Here is a 21,513-nt window from a genome sequence, read left to right as displayed (position 1 = left end):
TATAGCAGTTGATATCAGCAAGATATCAAATACAAACTTTTGCCCTCGAAATAGCTCCTCCCAATGCATTGTATTAAGATAATGAAAAATTAAACCGAATAAATAACAGATACTTATAGGGAAGACTCTCCACTTGATTGATTTGTATAAATAATATAAGCGTATTGAGTGATAGAGCGTGGAAGAAATAAGCATAGGTAAACAAAAATCAATTAGAAAAAAATAAAACCTTAAAGCATCGTGAAACATATCTGTCCGATCTATGGGAAACAACCAAATATTACATATGCTAATAATCACAGGAAAAAATAAACCATAAAATCTTTTGCCAAGTTTATTATTTTGTAAGGCAATATATATTGATAAGATTATGGACACAATCGGAAGAAATGGGAATAACATAGCAAATATTCCAAACATAAAATCCAACATACTATTTCACCTCAATAACTATTATTAACCAAAGATTTTGTTCATCTTGCAAGTGTCTCTGAAACTATTTCAACTTCTCCTCAGCATACTCAATCATCTTCTCTGCGGTTGCTTTGTCATAGTGGAAGCCTGTTTTGAGAGAGAAATCTTGGGCTTCTTTGTGGAAAAAATCCATGGTAGCCAAGAGAGACTTAGTGAGGCTTTTCTGGTCAGAAAAGTCAAGCAAGGCTGTAAATTCTTTCTCTTTCTCAGTAGGCAAATACTGAAAGAGGTATTTGTAGTTCTTGCCAACATCAACCGTCCCCTTATCTGCTGCAACTTGCCAAGCTAAGAGCTTGAGCAATTCTTGCTGACAGATTCCATACAGATGATCCGTCGCATAGACCAGGTGATTTCGATGAATGCCCTTGACCACATAAGCTGAGACCCACCAGAATTCATTGCAGGATTTATCAAAGTCAGTTGCACTGGCGGGTGCGGTCCAATAACGCTTAGGTGTTGGTGTATAAGGAGAAAACAGTCCCTGCGGGTCATCCAGAACCGTGAAATCCGCTTCGCTATCCACCCACTCTTCGATGTGCTCCTTAGGACAAAGGGTCAAATCTATCCGATTGCCATCTTCAAAGAGCATGAGATAGAGGCGTCGATGGTCTACTAGGACATGCTGCTCAATCATGCGCTTGCCAAACTTTTCCAACCAAGTCAGGTCAGCCACCAGACCATCCAAATCCTCTACAATGTAGACTACATCATAGTCTTGGAACTCGTCCCTGGGAGCATTTGGGTTTGTCCGCGAGCCGGACATAGCAACAGCCTCGACCTGTAGCGCTTTTGCGGTTTGCAAAATCACATTAAACATCTCGGTTTCAGTTCTCATGGGAATACCTACCTTTTTAGTGGAAACTCTTGATTCTGTAGAGGACATGTCTATAAAGTGGACTGTCAGCTGGAACTTTTTCATTATCGAATTCTTTGACAAATTCCATGCCTAGCTTTTGCATGACTTTCTGCGAAGGGTGATTGAGTAAGGATGTAAAAGAGTAAACTTCTGACAAAACAGCTTGCTGAAAAGCAAAGTCTAGACAGGCTTGGGCGGCCTCCGTCGCATAACCACGATTCCAAAACTCTTTTCGCAGACGCCAGCCGATTTCTACAGCTTCTTTTCCAGCAAAAATTCGTAAATCCGAATGGTGCAGACCTACCAAGCCGATAAACTCCTGACTGTCCTTTTCTTCAACAGCCCAAAGACTGTAGCCATAAGCCGTAACTTCATCTTGAATGCCCTGATAAAGGCGCAAGGACTCCGCTTGACTATATGGCTTCGGGAAATACTGCATGACCTCCGGATCCTGATTCAAAGCAATCAAAGCCGACAAATCAGATTCCTGGAAGTCTCGTAGGATGAGACGGTCTGTTTCAAGCATTGTCATCTAATCACTCCTCTGCAAACTATCTTACCTCACAAGTCCTCAGCTTTATATAGGCTATAGCCTTCATAGTAGTAACTATGGTCTACGCCCTTCATGTAGAGGTTGCGGTTATGAATGTCCTTTGTGAGGGCTTGCTTGAGGACGTGCTTGATTTCTGTGTCTCGAATGGGGCTGCGCTCCATAGCTAGGAGGTAATCTTCCTTGTCGACTTGAGACCAGTCCACGACTTGCCCCAGCTCAGCCTTGATTAGGTGGTCCAGCCAAAGCCTCATGCTTCTGCCATTTCCCTCGCGGAAAGGATGGGCAATATTTAGCTCCACATACTTTTCGACAATCTGATCAAAGGTCTGCTGAGGCATGCGGTCGATATTTTCCAAGGAAGTTGCCAGATACATGACAGGAGCAAAGCGAACATTCCCTTTGGAGAGATTGACTGTCCGAATCTGGCCAGCGAAGTCATAGATTTCTTCAAACAAGAACCTATGAATAAAGGCCAGAGTAGCGTAAGTTCCAGCTGCTTTATCGTCCAGAAGCTGCTCTTCAAAAAGCTCTTTAGCTCGGGTCTTGCTGATTTTCTCTTCCATCTTGGCTAGTTCAAGCGAATCTGTCAGACCCAGTTTATTGTCAAGCGTCATTGGCTTTCTCCTTTCGTCAGAAGTTGCTACTTCGCCTCCGCCACCACTTCTTCTTTCACCTTCTTAGCTGGTTTTCGTTTTTTGTAGCGGCTGCGGATAGTGTTGAGGTGGTCGCGGAGATTGACCACATGAGTTCTTTCAGCATAAGCGTAGGCGATGATTACAGTGAAATCCACTAGAAAATCATAGATTTCTTGCAGCTTGAGGCGGACGTTCTTATTCTGGCTCGGTGTCTTGCCCTTAAGCTCAGTTAGTCGCTCCTTGTAGACCTTTTCAAAAGCCTTCTGAGCAGCTGCCAGACTGTCGACATGGGCTTCCAGATGGAGCTTAGCCAGTGCTGTCTGGTAGGCCGGCTTTTTCAGCTCTTGGAGTAGGTGGTTGATGCCCTCGGTCTCCTTTTCCAAGCTAGTTACAGCTAGGCCGGTGTAGTTTTTCAGAAGCTGAGACAGGGTCTCATAAGCTTCCTTGGTCGCTACATCCTTGACCCGTGCAAAGGCCCGAACTAAAGATTGGAGCGTGCCCAAGGCATCATCACGCTCGCGGTCAGCCTGATCCAGACTAGCCACCAGCTTACTGGACTTGGTCTGATGAAGCCCGCCCTGCAACTGTTCCAGAAGTTTGTCCATCTCATCCAGCTTGGTCGTGTAAATGCCGTCCACCTTATTTTCCTTGATAAATGCCGCAACCTCGCTCCGACTCTCGGACATGAGCTGGAAAAATTCGTTGTTTTCCAAAGTCTGAACATCTACACTAGTAATTCCATAAATTTTTTTCATTTTTATAATCTCCTAAATTTTTTATTTATTTTAACTTTAATTCCCTTTTTACCTTTTCTGATTTTCTGAAAAGGTTTTTTGCTTTAAAACTACTTGCCAGAAAAACAAACGTTCGTCTTTTACTCAAAAAACACTCGCCAGATTTTCTGCCAAACAGAATTTGCCCCAAAACACTTCGTCAGAAAATCTGACGGTCTCACTTAAGCTCTGGCGAGTTTGTCAGAAAATCTGGTGAGGTGTTTGTTGTATGCTATGGCAGCATTCATCACAGTGCTAACTATATTTTTGCGTTAGCAAAGGTTCTAGCAGCATAATATTTATCATAAATTAAATCGCTATTTAAAGTATTGATTAGATCTTTATTATAATCAATATCATCATTTAATGCATGATTCATTTTAAATAAGAATGTATAAAAATCACCAAAAAGAGTCCCCCTTTCCTGTTTATACACAGGAACTCGAATATCTATAGAATATTTTTGTTTATCCTTTATTATTTTCTTACCACATTTAACAGCTACATTATACTTCAATTTACAACTTCTATCGACTAAAATGGAAAACTTAACATCATTAGCGCCAGGAGTTAATCGTTGGGAGCAAGCAACAGATTTTTGTTTGGTATCTTCAAGCAAATTAATCAATGGAACCTCGCCAATCCTGGAACCAGCAGCACCTCGTTGACCAACATGAAATCTCTTTTCTTTTCTATTGAAGTCTAAAGCTAATATCAATTCTGGAATATTTTTTCCATTGTTATCAAAAACTAAAACATTTATAAATTCTAACTGGCTGTTTCGTTCGAATTCAGAAATAAACTCCTCGAATGAATATATGATTAAACTCTTAATATCTCCAGATTTTAACATCAAGGGTTTTTGTAGAACTTTCTCTGTTTCGTAGATTTCTTTAAAAGTGTCTTTCTCACGCCTAATAAACTTAATAGTATATTGGTTTAGTATCGCTTCTTCAGTTCCGTTATTATAAGCTAGGAGTACAAATTTTTGGCTTTTTTCAAAAAAACCACCATCGTATTGAATATCTTGAAAATCATTTTTGCTTTTCCTGATATTATATAATTCAATTTCTGTTACTGATTGATTAGCACTTCTTTTATTTTCTACAGTTAGAGTGTTTAATATAAAATTTGAATATAATTGTTGTCCAGAAGTTGCCAGTTCAGGCACTCCGGTTCTGTTATTTATGTTTAAAATACTATTTCCAATTATATCTATCTTTTTTGCATTGTCAAATCTATTTTTTAAACTATGTACTATAATCGGTCCCAAAATCGTAGTCATTATCAGAGCAAATACTACCCACCACCACTCTTGTGATATTTGTAAATTATTTTGCTGAACATTTTGTATTGCTATAAACATACTTTGCTATATCCCCCTAAAACACCATCTCCCCACTCTCCTCAAGCGTAAACTTAACGTTATCCTCAATCCACTTGCGGCGTGGTTCGACCTTGTCGCCCATGAGGACATTGACACGGCGTTCGGCGCGGGCCAGGTCTTCGATGGTGACACGGATGAGGGTGCGGGTGTCGGGATTCATGGTCGTCTCCCAAAGCTGATCAGCGTTCATTTCACCGAGCCCCTTGTAGCGCTGAAGCAGGGCTCCCTTGCCAAACTTGCGGCGCAGGTCATCCAGCTCGCCATCGGTCCAGGCATACTCGACGACTTCGTTCTTGCCCTTGCCCTTGGACATCTTGTAGAGAGGCGGCAGGGCGATATAGACGCGGCCAGCCTCGACCAGCGGGCGCATATAGCGATAGAAAAAGGTCAGCAGCAAGGTCTGGATATGGGCACCGTCGGTGTCCGCATCGGTCATGATGATGATCTTGTCATAGTTGGCATCCTCAAGAGTAAAGTCTGTCCCAACACCCGCTCCAATCGTGTAAATCATAGTGTTGATTTCTTCGTTCTTGAGAATATCAGCCATCTTAGCCTTGGCGGTATTGATAACCTTACCGCGCAAGGGCAGGATGGCTTGGAACTTACGGTCACGGCCTTGCTTAGCAGACCCACCGGCAGAATCTCCCTCGACCAGATAGAGTTCGTTCTTGGCTGGATTCTTGGACTGGGCTGGAGTCAGCTTACCTGAGAGCAAGCCCTTATCTTTCTTATTCTTCTTGCCGTTCCGGCTTTCGTCACGCGCCTTGCGGGCCGCTTCCCTGGCATCTCTGGCCTTGATGGCCTTGCGGATGAGGTTAGATGCCAGCTCGCCATTTTCCAAGAGGAAGAAGGTCAGCTTGTCAGAGACGATGGAGTCCACGGCCGGACGAGCCAAAGGACTGCCCAGCTTGTCCTTGGTCTGGCCTTCAAACTGCAGGTGCGCCTCAGGGACCAGGATGGACAGGACAGCAGCCAAACCTTCACGGTAGTCTGATCCTTCCAGATTCTTGTCCTTTTCCTTGAGCAGGCCGGTCTTTCTGGCATAGTCGTTCATGGCCTTGGTAATTGCAGTCTTGAGCCCCGTCTCGTGGGTACCGCCGTCCTTAGTGCGGACATTATTGACAAAAGACAGGATATTATCGGCATAGCCGTCGTTGTACTGGAGGGCCACCTGAACTTGGAAGCCGCTCTCCTCGCCCTCGAAATAGAGGACAGGAGTCAGGGTTTCCTTGTCTTCATTGAGATAGCTGACAAAGTCTTCAACCCCGTTCTCATAGTGGAACTCTACTTCTTCGCCAGTCCTCGCATCGGTCAGTGACAAGCGGACATTCTTGAGCAGGAAGGCTGATTCCTTAAGCCGCTCAGCAATAGTGTTGTACTTGAAGTCCGTCGTTGAAAAAATCGTATCGTCTGGCATGAAGGTCACTTTGGTCCCAGACTTGGACTTAGGTGCAGTGCCGATTTTCTTGAGCGTAGTGACTGGTTTTCCGCCATTTTCAAAGCGCTGCTTGTAAACAGTTCCATCCCGCGTGATTTCCACTTCCAGCCAGCTGGACAGGGCATTGACAACAGAGGAACCTACACCGTGGAGACCGCCCGAGGTCTTATAGCCACCTTGGCCGAACTTACCGCCAGCGTGGAGAACGGTGAAGATAACCTCAACCGTGGGAATACCCATGGCGTGCTTGCCAACTGGCATCCCGCGTCCGTGGTCTGCGACGGTCAGACTGCCGTCCTTGTTGATAGTCACATCGATCCGGTCACCGAAGCCAGACAGGGCTTCATCGACAGCATTGTCCACAATTTCCCAGACCAAATGGTGGAGTCCAGCTCCGTCGGTCGATCCGATATACATACCCGGACGTTTGCGGACTGCATCCAACCCTTCTAATACCTGAATGGCATCGTCATTATAATTGTTAATATTGATTTCCTTTTTTGCCACAAGAACCTCCTAATGATTCATCTTTTCTATCTTACAAGTTTTTGGCAAATATTGCAAAGATTTTTTTGAAAAAAATGCTGATGAGAACGGATTTCAAACGGAGAACAATCCAATATCCGAGTAGACATTTCCTGCTATAAATTCTATCCTTTTCTATTGTAAGAAAGCGAAATAATGGTATAATAAAATCATGATGAACACGATAATTGGATTAATACTGGCATACTTACTGGGCTCTATTCCGACTGGACTTTGGATTGGGCAAATTTTCTTTAAAAAGAACCTGAGAGAATACGGCAGCGGCAATACCGGAACGACCAATACCTTCCGTATTTTGGGAAAGACAGCGGGAACGGCTACTTTTGCTATCGACTTTCTCAAAGGAACTGCAGCGACCCTGCTGCCTTTCTTTTTGCATATTGAGGGAGTTTCGCCGCTTGTCTTTGGCCTCTTGGCCGTGATTGGCCATACTTTTCCCATCTTTGCTGGCTTTAAGGGCGGCAAGGCTGTGGCAACCAGTGCAGGGGTTGTTCTGGGCTTCTCACCAGCCTTCTTTGTCTATCTGATTATCATCTTTGCCAGCATCCTCTATCTGGGGAGTATGATTTCTCTGGCAAGTGTTCTCTCAGCAGTCATCGCTATCCTGTCGGCGCTGCTTTTTCCTCTAGTCGGCTTTATACTGACCAGCTATGACCTCTTCTTCACTCTGATTATCATTGCGCTGGCTTTGATTATTGTTCTCCGGCACAAGGACAATATCCAACGTATCAAACAGAAAAAAGAAAACTTAATCCCTTGGGGCTTGAATATTACACATCAAAATCCTGAGGCTAAGAAATAAAACGGAAGTGAACAACTTCCGTTTTATTGTGTCTTTTAACTAGTCTTCTTTGTGACTTTTCTTGATTCCTGCCAATCCAAAGAATCCTAAAACCACACCAACTAGGCTCAAGGCAACTGCTGATTCGCTGCCTGTTTGTGGCAGTTCTTTAGCTGCAGGGTCCTTAGTGAAGGTCTTGGCAACATGGACAGGTACTTGCTTAGTTTGATTTGGCGTGTTAGCCATTGGAGCTGCCTGTTTTGCAGGATCAGCTGCTTTGGCACCAGCTGGGTAGGAAGCTGCATCAGCCGGATCCGTTCCTTGCTTGATTTCTTCAATATCAGTGTAGCCATCACCATCTGTATCTTTAGTAGATGAAATAGAGATAGCCCGTGAGTTTGGATTGATAACTGCATAGGCTGTCAAATCAGCTTTTGCCAAATAGTCTGCGAAGGCCACATCCATAGATGGTCCTTCCTCGCGAGGGCCGCCCAACATGGTATAGCCGTCACCACCAGCAGCCAAGAAGTCATTGGTCGTCAGATAGTAGGTCTTATTTGGATCAAGAGGCTCATAAACACCCGTTTCTTTGTTCTTAATCTCGATGTGGAGGACACGCTGATTAGCTGGCAGAGTGGTGTCGTAGTAGACTTTAGCTCCAGAGATTTGCAGGTAACCACCACTTGGTTCTAGCAAAGGTTGTCCGTTCTCATCCAGCACAGGCTTGCCATCTTTTTCCTGAAGAATAGAGCCCAGAGATTTGGCAAACATATCTGCGATATTTTGACCGGTTACCTTGATTTGTGAAATAGTGTTCCCAAAAGGCAATACAGCGATGACATTTCCCTTGGTGATTGGCTTGTCTTTGGCAATAGTTTCGCGCAGGCCGCCTCCGTTAGTGACAGCTAGATCTGTTTTATTGGCAAAGCCAGTTTGACCATAATCATAGAGAGCATCTGCGACCACATTACCCAGATTAGTTTCCCGAACGCGGACATTTTCACGGTCGCCATTAAGCTCTACTGGGCTGTTTGCCACGATAACCTTGGCATTATCAGCGTCGTACCTAGCTTTAATCTTGCTGACCATGTCTGCTACAACTGGGTCTGGAGCGACTTTCTTAGCAGTTTCAGCAGGGATTTGCTGAGGATTACCCAGAAGTTGATTGGCCTTGAAAGTTACTTTTCCGATATTGTGTAGGTAGCTACCAGTCTGGTTATAAGTAACATTATCACCATAAGTCGTAGACTCTACTGTGTGGGAGTGGCCGTCAATAACGGTTACGCGCTTGCCTTTGAGCTTAGGATTTTTAGAAAGGGCTTCAGCCAATGTTGAGCCGCGCCACTCAGTTGGAGTTGTCGTGTCAACACCCAAATGAGCTAGAACAACGTAGTTTTTGTAGTTCTTTCCTTCTGCCGCTGCGCGTGCTTCGATTTCGTCAATAACCCGATTAACCTCTGTAATTGGATCAGTGAAGGTCACGCCTTGAACGTTTTTAGGGTGAGTTTTTGTAGCAGTTTCAGGTGTTGTCACACCGATTACCACAAACTCATCTCCCTCAACCGCTGGATCCTTGTCTACAATGGTAGAGGCTTGGAAAACTCGAGCATTGTTGGCGTAGGTGTTAGAACTAAGAAGTGGGAATTTAAGAATTTCCTTGTATTTCTTTGCCTCATCCAGACCAAAGTCAAACTCATGGTTACCGACTGCCATAGCATCGTAGCCAATTTCGTTGAGGATTTTCGCACGTTCTTCTCCTTTTGAACTATTGGAAATTGGCAGTCCTTGGAAGGCATCACCCGCATCCACGACTAGCACTTTAGGATTTTTAGCACGTTCTTCCTTGATAACAGTAGCTAGCTTGGCATCACCGATAACGCCTTTTTCCTCTACGATGCGACCGTGAACATCGTTGGTATGGAGAATCGTAGCCTCTGGTAGATTTTCAGACTGGGCTGGTGCTGCAGCGGCTTCTGTCGTAGCTGGACCAGCCGGAGCAGCCACATTCTGACTATCTGCTGCTGGCTTTTCTTCTGCTGAAGCTACTGGAGCAGTTGGTTGATCTGCAGATGTTATCTCAGCAGCTGGCTGATTGGTCAACTCAGTCGTTGCCGGCTCTGGACTAGCCTGAGCCTCTTCTGCAGAGACTTGATGTGCCAAAAAAGCAGGTGCCAAAAGCACTGTTGATAGAACAGGTAAGATGAAAAATTTCTTCTTCATATAACGAACACTCCTCTTTAGTATTTTGTTATATTATACATCTTTTTGGCTCAAAAAGGAACTAAACCACTACTATTTTAACAAACATTCGGTTTTCAGAAAATTACTAGAAAATTTTCTGTGTTAAAAAGACTCTGAAATTCATCAGAGTCTGAACTATATTATCCCTCAAAGACAACTTCCCCATCACAGATGGTAAACTTCACTTGGCCTTTAAGATTTTCACCAACGAAAGGTGAATTAGCTGCTTTGGAGGCAAAATGATCAGTCACAAGTCTATCTGCTGCTGGGTCAAATATTGTCAAATCGGCTGGACCATCCTGAGCGATGAAACCAGCATCAAAGCCATACAACTGAGCCGGATTGATCGTCATTTTTTCCAAAAGTCCCATCAAGCTCAGATGACCAGCCTCTACCAAGTAGGTTAGGCCAAGAGAAAGCGAAGTCTCAAGCCCAGTCATGCCAGAAGGCGCCTGAGTGATATCGGCTACATTTTTCTCGTCAGCATGATGTGGAGCATGGTCCGTCGCAATGACAGAAATGACACCAGATTTGAGCCCCTCAATAACCGCCAGACGATCCGATTCTAAGCGCAGAGGCGGATTCATCTTAGCATTGCTGCCCTTGGTCAATAGCAGAGCTTCTGTTTTAGAGAAGTGCTGAGGTGCTGCTTCAGCAGTGACTTGAGCGCCTAGCTTCTGAGCGAATTCCACCACCTTTACACTCTCAGCCTTGGACAAATGCTGGATATGCACATGAGCCTTTGCATCATAAGCAATCATGACATCGCGGGCAATCATGCTGTATTCTGCCACACCTGTCGCGCCGCAGATATGAAAATGCTCTTTAGCGATATGCTCGTTGAAACCAAGTATGCCATTGAGATTTGGATCTTCCTCGTGCAAGCTGATAAAGGTGTTATATTTACGCGCTTCTACGAGGGCCTGGCGGACAATGCCAGCGTTGGTCAGCGGAATACCGTCATCAGAAAAACCTACTGCACCTGCTGCCAAGAGACCTTGGAAATCTGTCAGATGCTGCCCATCAAAATTCTCTGTAATCGTCGCGACCGACTTGATATGGATATTTTCACGACTAGCCGATTCCAGTACTTCTTTCAGGGTTTCGACCGTAGAGATGGTCGGATTGGTATTAGCCATCATAACAACAGTCGTAAAGCCACCTGCTGCTGCTGCCAAAGCCCCCGTATGAATATCTTCCTTATGAGTCTGGCCTGGCTCCCGAAAATGAACGTGTATATCCACCAAACCTGGAGCCACCACCAAACCACTGGCATCAATAACTTTTGCATCTTCTGCCTGCAAATCTTGACCGATTTTGACAATTTTCTTCCCCTCAACCAAGAGGTCAGTAATTTGGTCAAAACCAGTCTTAGGATCCATAACTCGTCCGTTTTTGATTAATAGCATCGTCTTATCTCCTTATTCGTAAAAGTCCACCTGAGTATCCAGCAGTTTATCCCCGTCATAAACAAACTTTGCAGAAAAGAAAGGCTTGTCTTCTAAAAGCCACTCAACAAAGGTATGATCGCCTTCCCAAGTTGGTTTAGACAAAACCTGGTTATAGGGCACCCATTCCAAAGTCCCTTCGTTGCAGTCAATCAGTTCCCCCTCAAACTCAGTCACCTTGAAAACATAGGTGTACCAGTCCAAGTTGGGAGTAAACTCCGGAAAAGTGATAATGCCTTTAAGAACAGGCTTGGCCTTTAGACCTGTTTCCTCTAGAATCTCGCGCGCCGCGCATTCCTGCGGAGTTTCTCCTCGCTCTAGCTTGCCACCGACACCAATCCACTTCCCAGCATGAACATCATTGGGCTTTTTGTTGCGGTGCAGCATGAGAAACTCCCGGCCATTATCAATATAACAAATCGTCGCTAACTGAACCATACTACCTCCTAAGTTAACCAATCAATAGGCTCCAAGCCCTTAGCCACTAAGAAATCATTGGTACGAGAAAAAGGTTTGCTGCCAAAGAAACCACGATACGCAGACAGTGGACTTGGATGAGCTGACTCGATAATCAAATGTTGGGAATTGCTAATCAGCGCTTTTTTCTTGCGGGCGTAAGAACCCCAGAGGATAAAGACAACTGGATCAGACTTTTCATTGACTACTTTGATAATCGCATCTGTAAATGGCTCCCAGATTAAGCCGGCATGCTCATTGGCCTGACCAGCAGGCACTGTCAGACCAGCATTAAGCAAGAGAACACCCTGCTGAGCCCAGGAAGTCAAATCATGCGACTCCTTGACGCCAATATCATCAGCCAGTTCTTTGAGAATATTCTGCAAAGAAGGCGGAGCTGGAATATCATCAGGTACCGAAAAACTCAAGCCCTGTGCCTGTCTCGGTCCGTGGTAGGGATCTTGCCCCAAAATAACCACCTTAACATCTGCTAAATCTGTCGTCTGAATCGCATTAAAAACCTTTTCCCGAGGCGGGTAAATGGTCCCTGAAGCATACACTTCGTCTAAAAAATGATTGATTTTTGCAAAATAACCTTCCGGCAGCTGCTCCTTAATCAAAGCGTGCCAAGCTGAATGCTGCATATATGTCTCCTCTCATTTCCTTCGATAAAATTCTCTTATCTAATCCACCTAAGCGCTCTTTTGAGTTCTGCTATACCATTTTCCAGAAAACAAGAACCGTGAGCCAGAATGATTTTTTCCGGTTGCCAAGCCAGCATCTGCTCTAGACATTCCTTGGCTTCTTTTTGATGACCGATAAAAGTCATACGGTAGTCAATAGGTGTCTGGCCATCCGGAGCTGCAACTCGAACTAATTTATAAGCATTGCCGCGAAGCTGACTTGCAAAATGATCTGTTTCAAAATTCTCGATTAAATCCGTCAAAATCAAGGTTTGACTGTCCTTGTGAAAAAAGACAACTTCCTCAATATAAGAACTTCCCTTGAAAACCAACTGATCTATCTGACCTGTCCAAGCTTCAGGAGCCTCATCCGTCAGTTTTTCATCAAAAGAGACCGGGATTTTCTGCTTGGCTGCTCTCTCCTCAACTCCTGGGCTAGACCAAGCAATTGCCTCAGGATAACGCTTCTTCCAGTCAGCTATATAGGCATAGTGAATCTTATTAGGCGAAACGAGATGTGCGACTGGTCCCAAAGCGTCCAACTGGTCAAACAAGGCTTGATTTGGCTGGATTGGTGAATGGCACCAGAGCTGGCCATTTGCTAACTTGATGACAGTCATGCGAGTGGAAAAGGGCAACTTTGTAACCACCGCATCCATCTCAATTAAATCACCGTCGACAATCCAGATATTCTCAGCAATGGTCTTCAAGGTATAAAGCGGTTCATAGATAGGAATAGGTCTTTTCATTCTAAATACTCCTTCTTTCTAGTCCAAAAGCGAAACTTCCCTAGAGCTTGAGGATACTGGGCTAATCCTAGGGCGGACAGAATCAGTATCTGAGGCAAAAACTGAATCAGATATCTCGTCTTTCCTCCCTCGAAAATCTGTAAAAAGAGCAGACCACCAAAAACAGCTAAGGTCAGAAAATTCAGCTCATCACTGGAGCGATATTTCCAAAGCGCAAAAACAAGTCCTGCTGCCATGACAATCCAAACCACCTGCTTGGACAGCGAGAAATAGACAAATTCTGACTTGTCAGTGTTCAGGAAGAAGTCACGGACAAACTGAGTTAAAGGATTATCTTTCGTATCTTGGTAAAAAGGCGATATATAAGGCGTCTTTTCATTTTCAACACTGCGATAGAGCCAGCCCAAATCTCCTTCAGCTACAGTCAGAGACTGCTTATGGAAGAGATGATGCGCTAAAGTCAAAGGATTATATTCACTTAAGCGCCGCTTGATTTCCTTGATAACATATTCCTTGGCAAACATGCCATTGTTATAGTCATATTGCTTATCAGGCTCAATATACTGCAAGAGCCCTTCTTTCATATCTTCCTGATTGTGGCCATTGAAGGTCAGACCTAGATTAATAAAGAGCAAGGGACCTTTTGCCAATCCCTCTCCCTCCATAATCGGCACTTCCGTCTGGTGCTTGGACCAGTAGTGCAGCGGTGCATAGCTCATCGCAAAACTGCAAGTAAAAACGACTAGTGCCAAAAAGAACTTCTTCCAATTCTTTTTGAAAAAGAGGACTCCGAAGACAGCTATCAGCAGAATCATTACTGTTGGTCTAAAAAAGAAAGCCAGACTAGTCATTAGCCCAAGCAAAATACTGCGCCAAACCAGCTGTCTACTAGTTTCCTCTCCCTTCAGCAATCCCAGAACTAGGAAAATCTGCAAACTGATGAAAGGCAGGGGCGGAATATCCGTATACATTGAAAAGAAATAAGGAGAAAAGCCCAGTAAGAGCATATATAAACTAAAGACAGCATCTGCAGTTTTTTTGGAAAAATACTTTTGGCAGCCCTTATAGAGAATCAAGGCCGTTACGTTAGTATAAACAATATTCAAGGCCTGCATGACCCATAAACCAGATTCCCCAAATATATTAAAGAAAAAACGCTCGTATAGAAAGAGAGAGACATTGTTAGGATTGCGGGTCAGATAGTTAGAAATGGAGCTTTCTTTCAGAGTTTTGAAAGCCCCTGTAAAGACAACTGCTGCATCCCGCCTAATCAAAAGTTCTGCTGAAAAGAGCATAATCAGCTGAAAAATAAAGACAGCTAGCATAATAAGAAGTTTATGCTTCATCAGCCAATGATAAGCTTTTTCTAGCAAATGCCGATAGCGATAGGCCAGATAAGTCAAGCCAGCAAAAGCAATCATAGCTATACTATTCAGCTCTGCAACATGCCAGATGGCAATCAGAAACCAGTGAACAGCCGTAATCAGCATAACTTTCTGTAATATTGAAAAGGATAGATGATAAATCTTAGACATAGCTCTATTATACCAAACACCGAGACTTTAAGCCATTTTTAAAGGCAATACAAGGACGTTTTACTGAAAAATGACCTGAATAAAGGTCAGATCATTTTATTTGTATTCGGTCTAAGACTGCCAATTCTCTTGGTCATGCTTAAATTTCTCAAGCAAGGCCAAGCCCTCAGGACTGACATACCCTTCTGCTTCAGCCAGAGTGATTAGTTCAGTATAGTTAGAAAGGGTTACTAATTTCACATCCGCTTCATTGAAGTTCTTTTCTGCCTTTGGCAGCTCATAGGTAAAGATAGCCGCTGCACCAATCACATCCGCACCTTCACGTTTAGCGGCAACGATAGCATCCAAGACCGAACCGCCAGTCGAGATTAAGTCTTCAATGACAACCATCTTCTGTCCAGGCGCTACGCGACCTTCGATTTGATTGCCCGCTCCGTGATCTTTTGGTTTGCTGCGGATATAGGCAAATGGCAGGTTCATCTTATCCGCAATAATGGCTCCATGAGGAATGCCTGCTGTCGCAGTTCCAGCAATGACTTCTACATCAGGAAATTCCGCCCGAATCTTTTCAACGAAACCATCCTCAATCAAGGTCCGAGTCTCTGGATAAGCCAAGGTCACACGGTTGTCCGTATATATAGGTGACTTGATGCCCGACGCCCATGTAAAAGGCTCTTCTGGCTTCAAATACACAGCTTTGATTTTCAATAGATCACGCGCAATCTCTTTTGCTAAAGTCATTTTTTGCTCCTTATAAATTTAATTTTTATGATGCCGTCAATTTCGTATAACGATTTAAATCGTATCACTTGTTCTTACTTAGCTATTCCACTGCTTCTTAATCTCGTGATAGGCATCCCAAGGATTTTCAGCTTGGATAATTGGACGACCTACTACAATATAATCACTGCCGATTTGATGGGCTTCCTGCGGAGTCATGACCCGCTTTTGGTCACCGATTTCTGATCCAGCTGGCCGAATACCCGGCGTCACACAGAGAAAGTCTTTGGCCGTTGCTGCCTTGATTAGTTCAACCTCTTGAGCTGAGCAAACTACGCCATCCAAACCAGCTTCTTTGGCCTTCCGAGCGTAATTGACAACTGACTCCTGAACCGTAGTCTGGATGTTTTGGCAATCCCGCATATCTTCCTCACTGGTCGAGGTCAGCTGGGTCACCGCAACCAACTTAGCCTTATCTCCCAAAACCTTCTTGGCCTCGCTCATCATTTCCACACCACCCGCTGCATGAACTGTCACCATGTCAATACCAAAGGTACCTAGGACAGACATGGCTGAGCGCACCGTATTGGGAATGTCGTGCAGTTTCAAATCCAAGAAAATGCTGTGTCCCAGAGCTTTCAGATAATGAACGATTTCTGGACCGATGGCATAGAAGAATTCCATACCGATTTTGACATAGAGTTTTTCATCTTCCGGAAAATGCTCCAAGAAATCTTTGACATCGTCAAAAGATGGAAAGTCGAGGGCGATAATAGGCCGTTCTTCACGCATGAGGGGAAAATCTCCTTTTTAATTTTTAACTTTAAAGAACTCTGCTAGGCACTCTTTTATCCAAATCGACCTTCACGCTAGGTTCAGAGACATAGAAAAACCTTGCCCGAGAGCAAGGTTACACGAAAATGTGGCAGTATATGCCATTCAAACGTATGTACCTTAGTAGCCTCTCTGGACTTCTTTAAAGGTTATATTTAATTCATTCTATAATTTCACAGCAGTATTGTCAAGTAAAAATGTAACTTTAAAGCAAATTCTCTCGAACTTCTTTACGAAAGCTTTCAAGACTTTCGATGCAGTATTTATCCATAGCCTTAGGCAAATCTTCAATGATGATCGGGCAGGCATAGGGATCCGTGAAATTGGCAGTTCCCACTCCAATAGCTGAAGCACCTGCTATAAACATCTCCAGAGCAGCCTCCGCCGAATCAACTCCCCCCATACCAATAATGGGAAGTTTGCTTGCTTGAGCCACTTGACGGATCAGCTTGAGCGCTACCGGAAAGACAGCCGGACCTGACATGCCACCAGTTCCATTAGCGATAATAGGCTTGCGCGACTTCAAGTTAAATCGCATACCTACTAAGGTGTTAATCATGGTAAAACCAGCAGCACCAGCGTCTTCAACAGCCTTGGCTACCTGAGTAATGTCTGCTACGCTCGGAGTTAATTTGACATAGACTGGTACAGCAGAAGTCTCTACTGCTGCCTTGGTTGCTTCGTAAGCTAGTTCCGGAACTTGACCAATCAACAGTCCAGCATTTCCATGGTCAACATTAGGACAGGAGATATTGAGCTCAATAGCCTTGACATTGGGGGCTTGAGAAATTTTTCCAGCAACTGTGGCATACTCTTGATTAGAAAAGCCCGCTACATTGGCTATGATTGGTAGGTCGGGATAATGTTTTTCCAGCCAGGGCAGTTTTTCAGCTAGAACAACCTCAACACCTGGATTTTGTAGGCCAATGGCATTGAGCATACCAGCTGGCGTTTCTGCCACACGTGGAGTGGGATTGCCAAAGCGGGGGTCCAAAGTCGTAGCCTTTATCATGATAGAACCCAACAAGTCCAAGTCATAGTACTTGGCATATTCTTGACCGAAGCCAAAGCAGCCAGATGCCGGAATAATTGGATTTTTCAAGTCCAATCCTGGCAAGGAAACTCTTAAACGTTGGTCACTCATTCTTTCCCCTCCTAAACAATAATCGTGCCCGTCTCAAAGACCGGACCGTCTTCACAAACGCGCTTATTGACCGACTCGTCCTGACCAGCCACATGAACGACGCAGGCATAGCAGGCACCCATACCACAAGCCATACGAGACTCCATGGAGAGATAAGCATGCGGATGATCCTGAAACTTACGATCGACATACTGGAGCATGGCTGGCGCTCCACAGGAATAGACAGCCGCATAGTCTTGGGACAACTCATCCACAACTGCTGATACATAGCCTTTGCGACCATAAGAACCATTATCCGTCGTGACAATGACCTCGGCGTATTTTTTTATTTCTTCCTCTAAAATGACAGCAGATTTATCAGAAAACCCCAGAACAGCTGTCACTTGAGCTGCCTTGGCATACAAGTCTTTGGCAACCTCAAGCAGGGGAGGGACACCAATCCCACCACCTATAATTAAAGCGTGGTCACCTGCCCTTACAGGACTCAAATCAAAGCCATTGCCCTGAGGACCCATAACATCAAGAAAAGACCCAACTGAAAGTTGAGAAAAAATAGCCGTGCCGCCGCCTTCTATCCGATAGATGATGCGACAAGTCAGATTGTCTCGGTCAATCTCTGCGATTGAGATAGGCCGGCGCAAAAGCTTGCTGTCATCTGGTACACGAATGTGTAAAAACTGTCCAGCCTGCATCTGGCTGACCATTTGGCCCTTTAGGAGCATAGAAAAAATATTAGGTGCAATTTCTACTTGCTCCAGCAGCTCCATCTGCTCCAGCATAATCTTTCCAAATCTCTTTTTACAACTGTCACTAACCATGACAACCTCACTTTCTACAAGAAAAAACCTCGCCGCAGCAAGGTTTCGCAAAAAACAAGGCAGCCAACTGCCTCTTATACCGTTTTTCCTACCTTGCAGCCTCACTGGACTTGATTAAAGGTTAAATTGTAAACATTATATCGTTAGCGATGAGGAATGTCAAGGCATAAAAATATCAGAATTTTCATGTTCGCTCGAGTTCCTCATAAGCAGATTTAATACCCCACATGATCATCACCTTCCCAATCAGAACCATCATACAAAACATAATACATACAATAAAAATAGTAATGGCAATGGCTAGAACTACCGAACGATTTTTATAGTCATTATATTTGGCTATATAGTCCTCCTCATTTCCTTCATCCTAGCACAGGCAACTTTAGCAAGCAAACATTTTCTAATCTTCTGATTTATTGGAAAAAAATCCCCAGTTTGTGATAAAATAGTCCTATGAGAATTCAACAGTTACATTATATTATCAAAATCGTCGAGACTGGTAGTATGAACGAAGCTGCCAAGCAACTTTTCATTACTCAGCCTAGCTTGTCCAATGCTGTGCGGGATTTGGAAAATGAAATGGGCATCGAGATTTTTATTCGCAATCCCAAAGGAATTACCTTGACCAAGGACGGCATGGAGTTTCTTTCTTATGCTCGGCAGGTAGTTGAGCAGACGCAACTTCTAGAGGAGCGATACAAAAACCCTGTCGCCCACCGCGAGCTTTTCAGCGTTTCTGCCCAGCACTATGCTTTTGTGGTCAATGCCTTTGTCTCCCTGCTTAAAAAAAGCGATATGGAGAAATACGAGCTCTTTTTGCGGGAAACTCGGACTTGGGAAATTATTGACGACGTAAAAAACTTCCGCAGCGAAATCGGCGTCCTCTTTCTCAATAGCTACAACCGAGATGTCCTATCCAAGATGCTGGATGACAATCACTTGATTGCCACTCATCTCTTCACAGCGCAGCCCCATATCTTTGTCAGCAAGTCCAATCCGCTAGCCAAGAAAAAGCTGGTTCAATTATCTGACTTAGAAAACTTCCCCTACCTCAGCTATGACCAAGGGACTCACAACTCCTTCTACTTTTCTGAGGAAATTCTCTCTCAGGAACACCATAAAAAATCCATCGTGGTCAGCGACCGTGCGACCCTCTTTAACCTTTTGATTGGTCTGGATGGCTACACAATTGCTACCGGTATTCTCAACAGCAACCTCAACGGAGATAATATCGTGTCAATCCCACTGGACATTGATGATCCGATTGAGCTGGTCTACATCCAGCATGAAAAAGCCAGCCTATCCAAAATGGGAGAACGCTTCATTGAGTATCTGATTGAGGAAGTGAAATTTGATAAATAAAGTAAAACACCTAGAAGCAGGCAGCTTACTGCAGGCTATAGGTGTTTTTCTATTTTTCAGACCTGTTTTCCCTTCAGGTCTATCAGATGGAGGAAAGAGGTAGGGAAAGTGGAAGTCTATTTAAGACAGCTAATTAAATCTTGATTCTTTTGATCGTAGTAATCAAAATATTTCTGATATAAAGAGGCATTCATATCAGAGTATGCAGCAATGACGAGCTCTTTCAAATCATTCACTAATTCGTCCAATTCCTCTTGCTCCACTGAAATATCAGCCAGTCCATGAGCAACTTTGTTTCTTTGAGAATTTACATCCTGAACTTTAGAAATTGAAGTTTCAAATTCAGAATATTCATGATAATGGTTGAGAATTTTAATCATATCAAAGATATTAATTTTCTTAATTTTTTTAATTACTTTTAAATCCGGATGTCTTCTTTCAATTACAGATTTTAAGATAAACTCCGCAAAGGATTTTGCCTTGACAAGCACATCAGTCACTTGACCTCTACGGTTTAGAATATCAATCATCAGATAATAGTTTAACACTTTTTGAAACTCATCTGTGTCACCATATTGCAAATTATCATCAGCTACAATCTCTTCAAGAACTCTCTGTTTTTGAAAAACACTAATCATGCTTTCTAATATATTTTTTGATTTTTCTTGATCTTGTTTATCAGAAATGATATCGGGATTTCCCTTTAAGATATCTAACGCTGCCTTGTATTCATACTTCAAAATGAAATCTTTATAGGTCCGTTGCAATAAATTGTTTTTTAACTTTTCGCCTGTTTCAATTTCTGGTTTACGCTCATCTTCCTTTTCTGCTGTTTGTTTTTTCAATAAATCATCTAAAACAACTTCTTCAAAATAAGGAGCGCCCTGATTAGACCTATTTGTTTTCTTCCCATTTGGAGAATCTACCCGAGCAAGTCTTGTATGATAATCCTTGATAAAATTGATAAAGTACATGGCAGCCTGGCATTGAGCAGTACCACTTGTAATATTTAAAATATAATCTCCGTTGGACATATCTTCTCTATCAAGGATTTTTTCTACAAATTTATACATTGCTTCAAATTCATGAACACCCTCTGTTACATACTCATTTTGAATCACAGGGATTTGGACTGCTTTTTTTCTATAAACAGTTTTAACAGTCCTTTCAAAGTTTTCCTGCTTTACCTTCATCTCATCACTATATATAACAATAAGCTTGTCAGGTAATTCATCTTTAATAATTACGAGTGCAGGACCATCTGAAATTTCCTGTTGGTATCCATCATGCTCATATGTATGAATGTCCCCTATAGACAAGGCTCTTCGAAAATTGTCCGTTTTTTCTCGACCCGTTTCATCTTTTTTTGTAGGATGTTTAAATTTTACACCAATCGGATCATACTGACTGATAAATGTGATTAATGTCTTCATCTTGTACCTACCTCCGTAATCGTAAAACAGGTTTTACCCATTTCATAGAAATTCTCTGCATTATTAATTAATTCTATTTCACCCTCAACGGTTAAAAAAGGCGCCTTTGTCAATTTTAGAGCTCCTCGTTCAGACATTTTCTTATGTCGTTTTTGAACTTCGCCATCCGCTTGCCTAAATACTGTTTTGGTCCAAGCACCGCTACCACCACCTAGATAGAGGGGATAGGATAGATTGTTTTGAATTAAATGATTAGGAAATTTTTTTAGAAAGAAATCTTTATATCCTTCATAGCCTTCATCTTCTGTCATTCCAAAGTAAAATTTTTGTGCATATTCCCCAAGAGAAGAAATGAGCTCACCAGCTCTTCCACCTTCGAAACCTAAAGCGGCAATAATTTCAAATTCCAGCTTGGTTCCAGGTCTCAGAGCTTCACGATAGATACTTAGTGAATGTGGTTTTGTATCTTTATCTGGAGTGAAATCCCACTTTTGAACAAGAATTAAATCATCATTTGTCAGAGGCTGACTGTCTGAGACACGAATTTCATTAAAAATATCATCAAAAGGTTTTATTTTTTCATGTCTCTGTCGTCTAGTTGGTCCCCAAGGAATCGCTTTCTTATTTTCAATGATTTTGCCTTTTTT

The 21,513-nt window shown here is 43.2% G+C and carries 19 protein-coding genes and 1 pseudogene; 2 read left to right on the top strand and 18 right to left on the bottom strand.

Features of this window, described 5'->3' with window-relative positions; all coding sequences use genetic code 11:
* Nucleotides 1-496 precede the first annotated feature (496 nt).
* From QZ169_RS05875 to parE, 6 genes are all read right to left on the bottom strand, one after another.
* Nucleotides 497-1,309 (bottom strand): aminoglycoside 6-adenylyltransferase, encoded by an 813-nt coding sequence (locus tag QZ169_RS05875; protein WP_295505292.1) that lies wholly within the window; start codon nucleotides 1,307-1,309, stop codon nucleotides 497-499.
* 16 nt (nucleotides 1,310-1,325) lie between these two features.
* On the bottom strand, nucleotides 1,326-1,862 hold the full coding sequence (locus tag QZ169_RS05870) for a GNAT family N-acetyltransferase (protein WP_295505289.1): 537 nt from the start codon (nucleotides 1,860-1,862) through the stop codon (nucleotides 1,326-1,328).
* A 29-nt stretch (nucleotides 1,863-1,891) separates the two neighbouring features.
* Nucleotides 1,892-2,497, bottom strand: coding sequence for a protein adenylyltransferase Fic (gene fic / locus QZ169_RS05865; protein ID WP_295505286.1), 606 nt, complete (start codon nucleotides 2,495-2,497; stop codon nucleotides 1,892-1,894).
* Nucleotides 2,498-2,523: 26 nt separating this feature from the next.
* On the bottom strand, nucleotides 2,524-3,273 hold the full coding sequence (locus tag QZ169_RS05860; RefSeq protein ID WP_295505285.1) for a DUF6261 family protein: 750 nt from the start codon (nucleotides 3,271-3,273) through the stop codon (nucleotides 2,524-2,526).
* 277 nt (nucleotides 3,274-3,550) lie between these two features.
* Nucleotides 3,551-4,657, bottom strand: coding sequence for a hypothetical protein (locus QZ169_RS05855; protein ID WP_060976038.1), 1,107 nt, complete (start codon nucleotides 4,655-4,657; stop codon nucleotides 3,551-3,553).
* A gap of 16 nt (nucleotides 4,658-4,673) precedes the next feature.
* On the bottom strand, nucleotides 4,674-6,623 hold the full coding sequence (gene parE, locus QZ169_RS05850) for a DNA topoisomerase IV subunit B (protein ID WP_295505284.1): 1,950 nt from the start codon (nucleotides 6,621-6,623) through the stop codon (nucleotides 4,674-4,676).
* Nucleotides 6,624-6,813: 190 nt separating this feature from the next.
* On the opposite strand from parE, the gene plsY reads away from it, so the two are divergent.
* Nucleotides 6,814-7,464 carry a glycerol-3-phosphate 1-O-acyltransferase PlsY gene (gene plsY, locus QZ169_RS05845; RefSeq protein ID WP_295505282.1) on the top strand — a complete coding sequence of 217 codons (651 nt, stop codon included), beginning with the start codon at nucleotides 6,814-6,816 and terminating at the stop codon, nucleotides 7,462-7,464.
* 39 nt (nucleotides 7,465-7,503) lie between these two features.
* Here plsY and nt5e read toward each other — a convergent pair whose 3' ends face one another.
* From nt5e to QZ169_RS05795, 10 genes are all read right to left on the bottom strand, one after another.
* Nucleotides 7,504-9,663: a cell surface ecto-5'-nucleotidase Nt5e gene (gene nt5e / locus QZ169_RS05840; protein ID WP_295505280.1), complete on the bottom strand. Its 2,160-nt coding sequence runs from the start codon at nucleotides 9,661-9,663 to the stop codon at nucleotides 7,504-7,506.
* A gap of 161 nt (nucleotides 9,664-9,824) precedes the next feature.
* Nucleotides 9,825-11,093 (bottom strand): dihydroorotase, encoded by a 1,269-nt coding sequence (locus QZ169_RS05835; RefSeq protein WP_295505279.1) that lies wholly within the window; start codon nucleotides 11,091-11,093, stop codon nucleotides 9,825-9,827.
* A 12-nt stretch (nucleotides 11,094-11,105) separates the two neighbouring features.
* Nucleotides 11,106-11,570 (bottom strand): 8-oxo-dGTP diphosphatase, encoded by a 465-nt coding sequence (locus QZ169_RS05830; protein WP_295505278.1) that lies wholly within the window; start codon nucleotides 11,568-11,570, stop codon nucleotides 11,106-11,108.
* Nucleotides 11,571-11,578: 8 nt separating this feature from the next.
* Nucleotides 11,579-12,232 carry a uracil-DNA glycosylase gene (locus tag QZ169_RS05825; RefSeq protein ID WP_295505275.1) on the bottom strand — a complete coding sequence of 218 codons (654 nt, stop codon included), beginning with the start codon at nucleotides 12,230-12,232 and terminating at the stop codon, nucleotides 11,579-11,581.
* 35 nt (nucleotides 12,233-12,267) lie between these two features.
* A complete protein-coding gene (locus QZ169_RS05820) occupies nucleotides 12,268-13,020 on the bottom strand; it encodes a DUF4336 domain-containing protein (RefSeq protein WP_295505274.1) in 753 nt (250 codons plus the stop codon).
* On the bottom strand, nucleotides 13,017-14,555 hold the full coding sequence (locus QZ169_RS05815) for a glycosyltransferase family 39 protein (RefSeq protein WP_295505273.1): 1,539 nt from the start codon (nucleotides 14,553-14,555) through the stop codon (nucleotides 13,017-13,019). The genes QZ169_RS05820 and QZ169_RS05815 overlap by 4 nt, the downstream gene beginning before the upstream one ends.
* Nucleotides 14,556-14,666: 111 nt before the next feature.
* Entirely contained in the window at nucleotides 14,667-15,296 is a 630-nt protein-coding gene (gene pyrE / locus QZ169_RS05810) for an orotate phosphoribosyltransferase (protein WP_124764595.1), read from the bottom strand.
* A 78-nt stretch (nucleotides 15,297-15,374) separates the two neighbouring features.
* A complete protein-coding gene (gene pyrF / locus QZ169_RS05805; protein WP_124764593.1) occupies nucleotides 15,375-16,067 on the bottom strand; it encodes an orotidine-5'-phosphate decarboxylase in 693 nt (230 codons plus the stop codon).
* Between the two features lie 247 nt (nucleotides 16,068-16,314).
* Complete coding sequence (locus QZ169_RS05800; RefSeq protein ID WP_124764591.1) at nucleotides 16,315-17,253, bottom strand: dihydroorotate dehydrogenase; 939 nt, start codon at nucleotides 17,251-17,253, stop codon at nucleotides 16,315-16,317.
* A gap of 11 nt (nucleotides 17,254-17,264) precedes the next feature.
* Nucleotides 17,265-18,176 carry a dihydroorotate dehydrogenase electron transfer subunit gene (locus QZ169_RS05795; protein ID WP_185681421.1) on the bottom strand — a complete coding sequence of 304 codons (912 nt, stop codon included), beginning with the start codon at nucleotides 18,174-18,176 and terminating at the stop codon, nucleotides 17,265-17,267.
* Between the two features lie 348 nt (nucleotides 18,177-18,524).
* Here QZ169_RS05795 and QZ169_RS05790 point away from each other — a divergent pair, with 348 nt between their 5' ends.
* Nucleotides 18,525-19,433 carry a LysR family transcriptional regulator gene (locus QZ169_RS05790; protein ID WP_002897493.1) on the top strand — a complete coding sequence of 303 codons (909 nt, stop codon included), beginning with the start codon at nucleotides 18,525-18,527 and terminating at the stop codon, nucleotides 19,431-19,433.
* Nucleotides 19,434-19,549: 116 nt separating this feature from the next.
* Here QZ169_RS05790 and QZ169_RS05785 read toward each other — a convergent pair whose 3' ends face one another.
* The gene (locus QZ169_RS05785) at nucleotides 19,550-20,866 is read right to left on the bottom strand and encodes a type III-A CRISPR-associated CARF protein Csm6 (RefSeq protein ID WP_295505272.1); all 1,317 of its coding nucleotides are present in this window, start codon (nucleotides 20,864-20,866) and stop codon (nucleotides 19,550-19,552) included.
* Nucleotides 20,863-21,513: pseudogene (locus QZ169_RS05780) on the bottom strand (type III-A CRISPR-associated RAMP protein Csm5); the annotation flags it as partial. The pseudogene QZ169_RS05780 and the gene QZ169_RS05785, both read right to left, overlap by 4 nt.

Origin of the sequence: uncultured Streptococcus sp., assembly GCF_905372115.1 — a bacterium.
GTDB lineage: Bacteria > Bacillota > Bacilli > Lactobacillales > Streptococcaceae > Streptococcus.
Note: the sequence above shows the minus strand (reverse complement) of the source record. Positions and strands in the feature narration are given on the sequence as shown.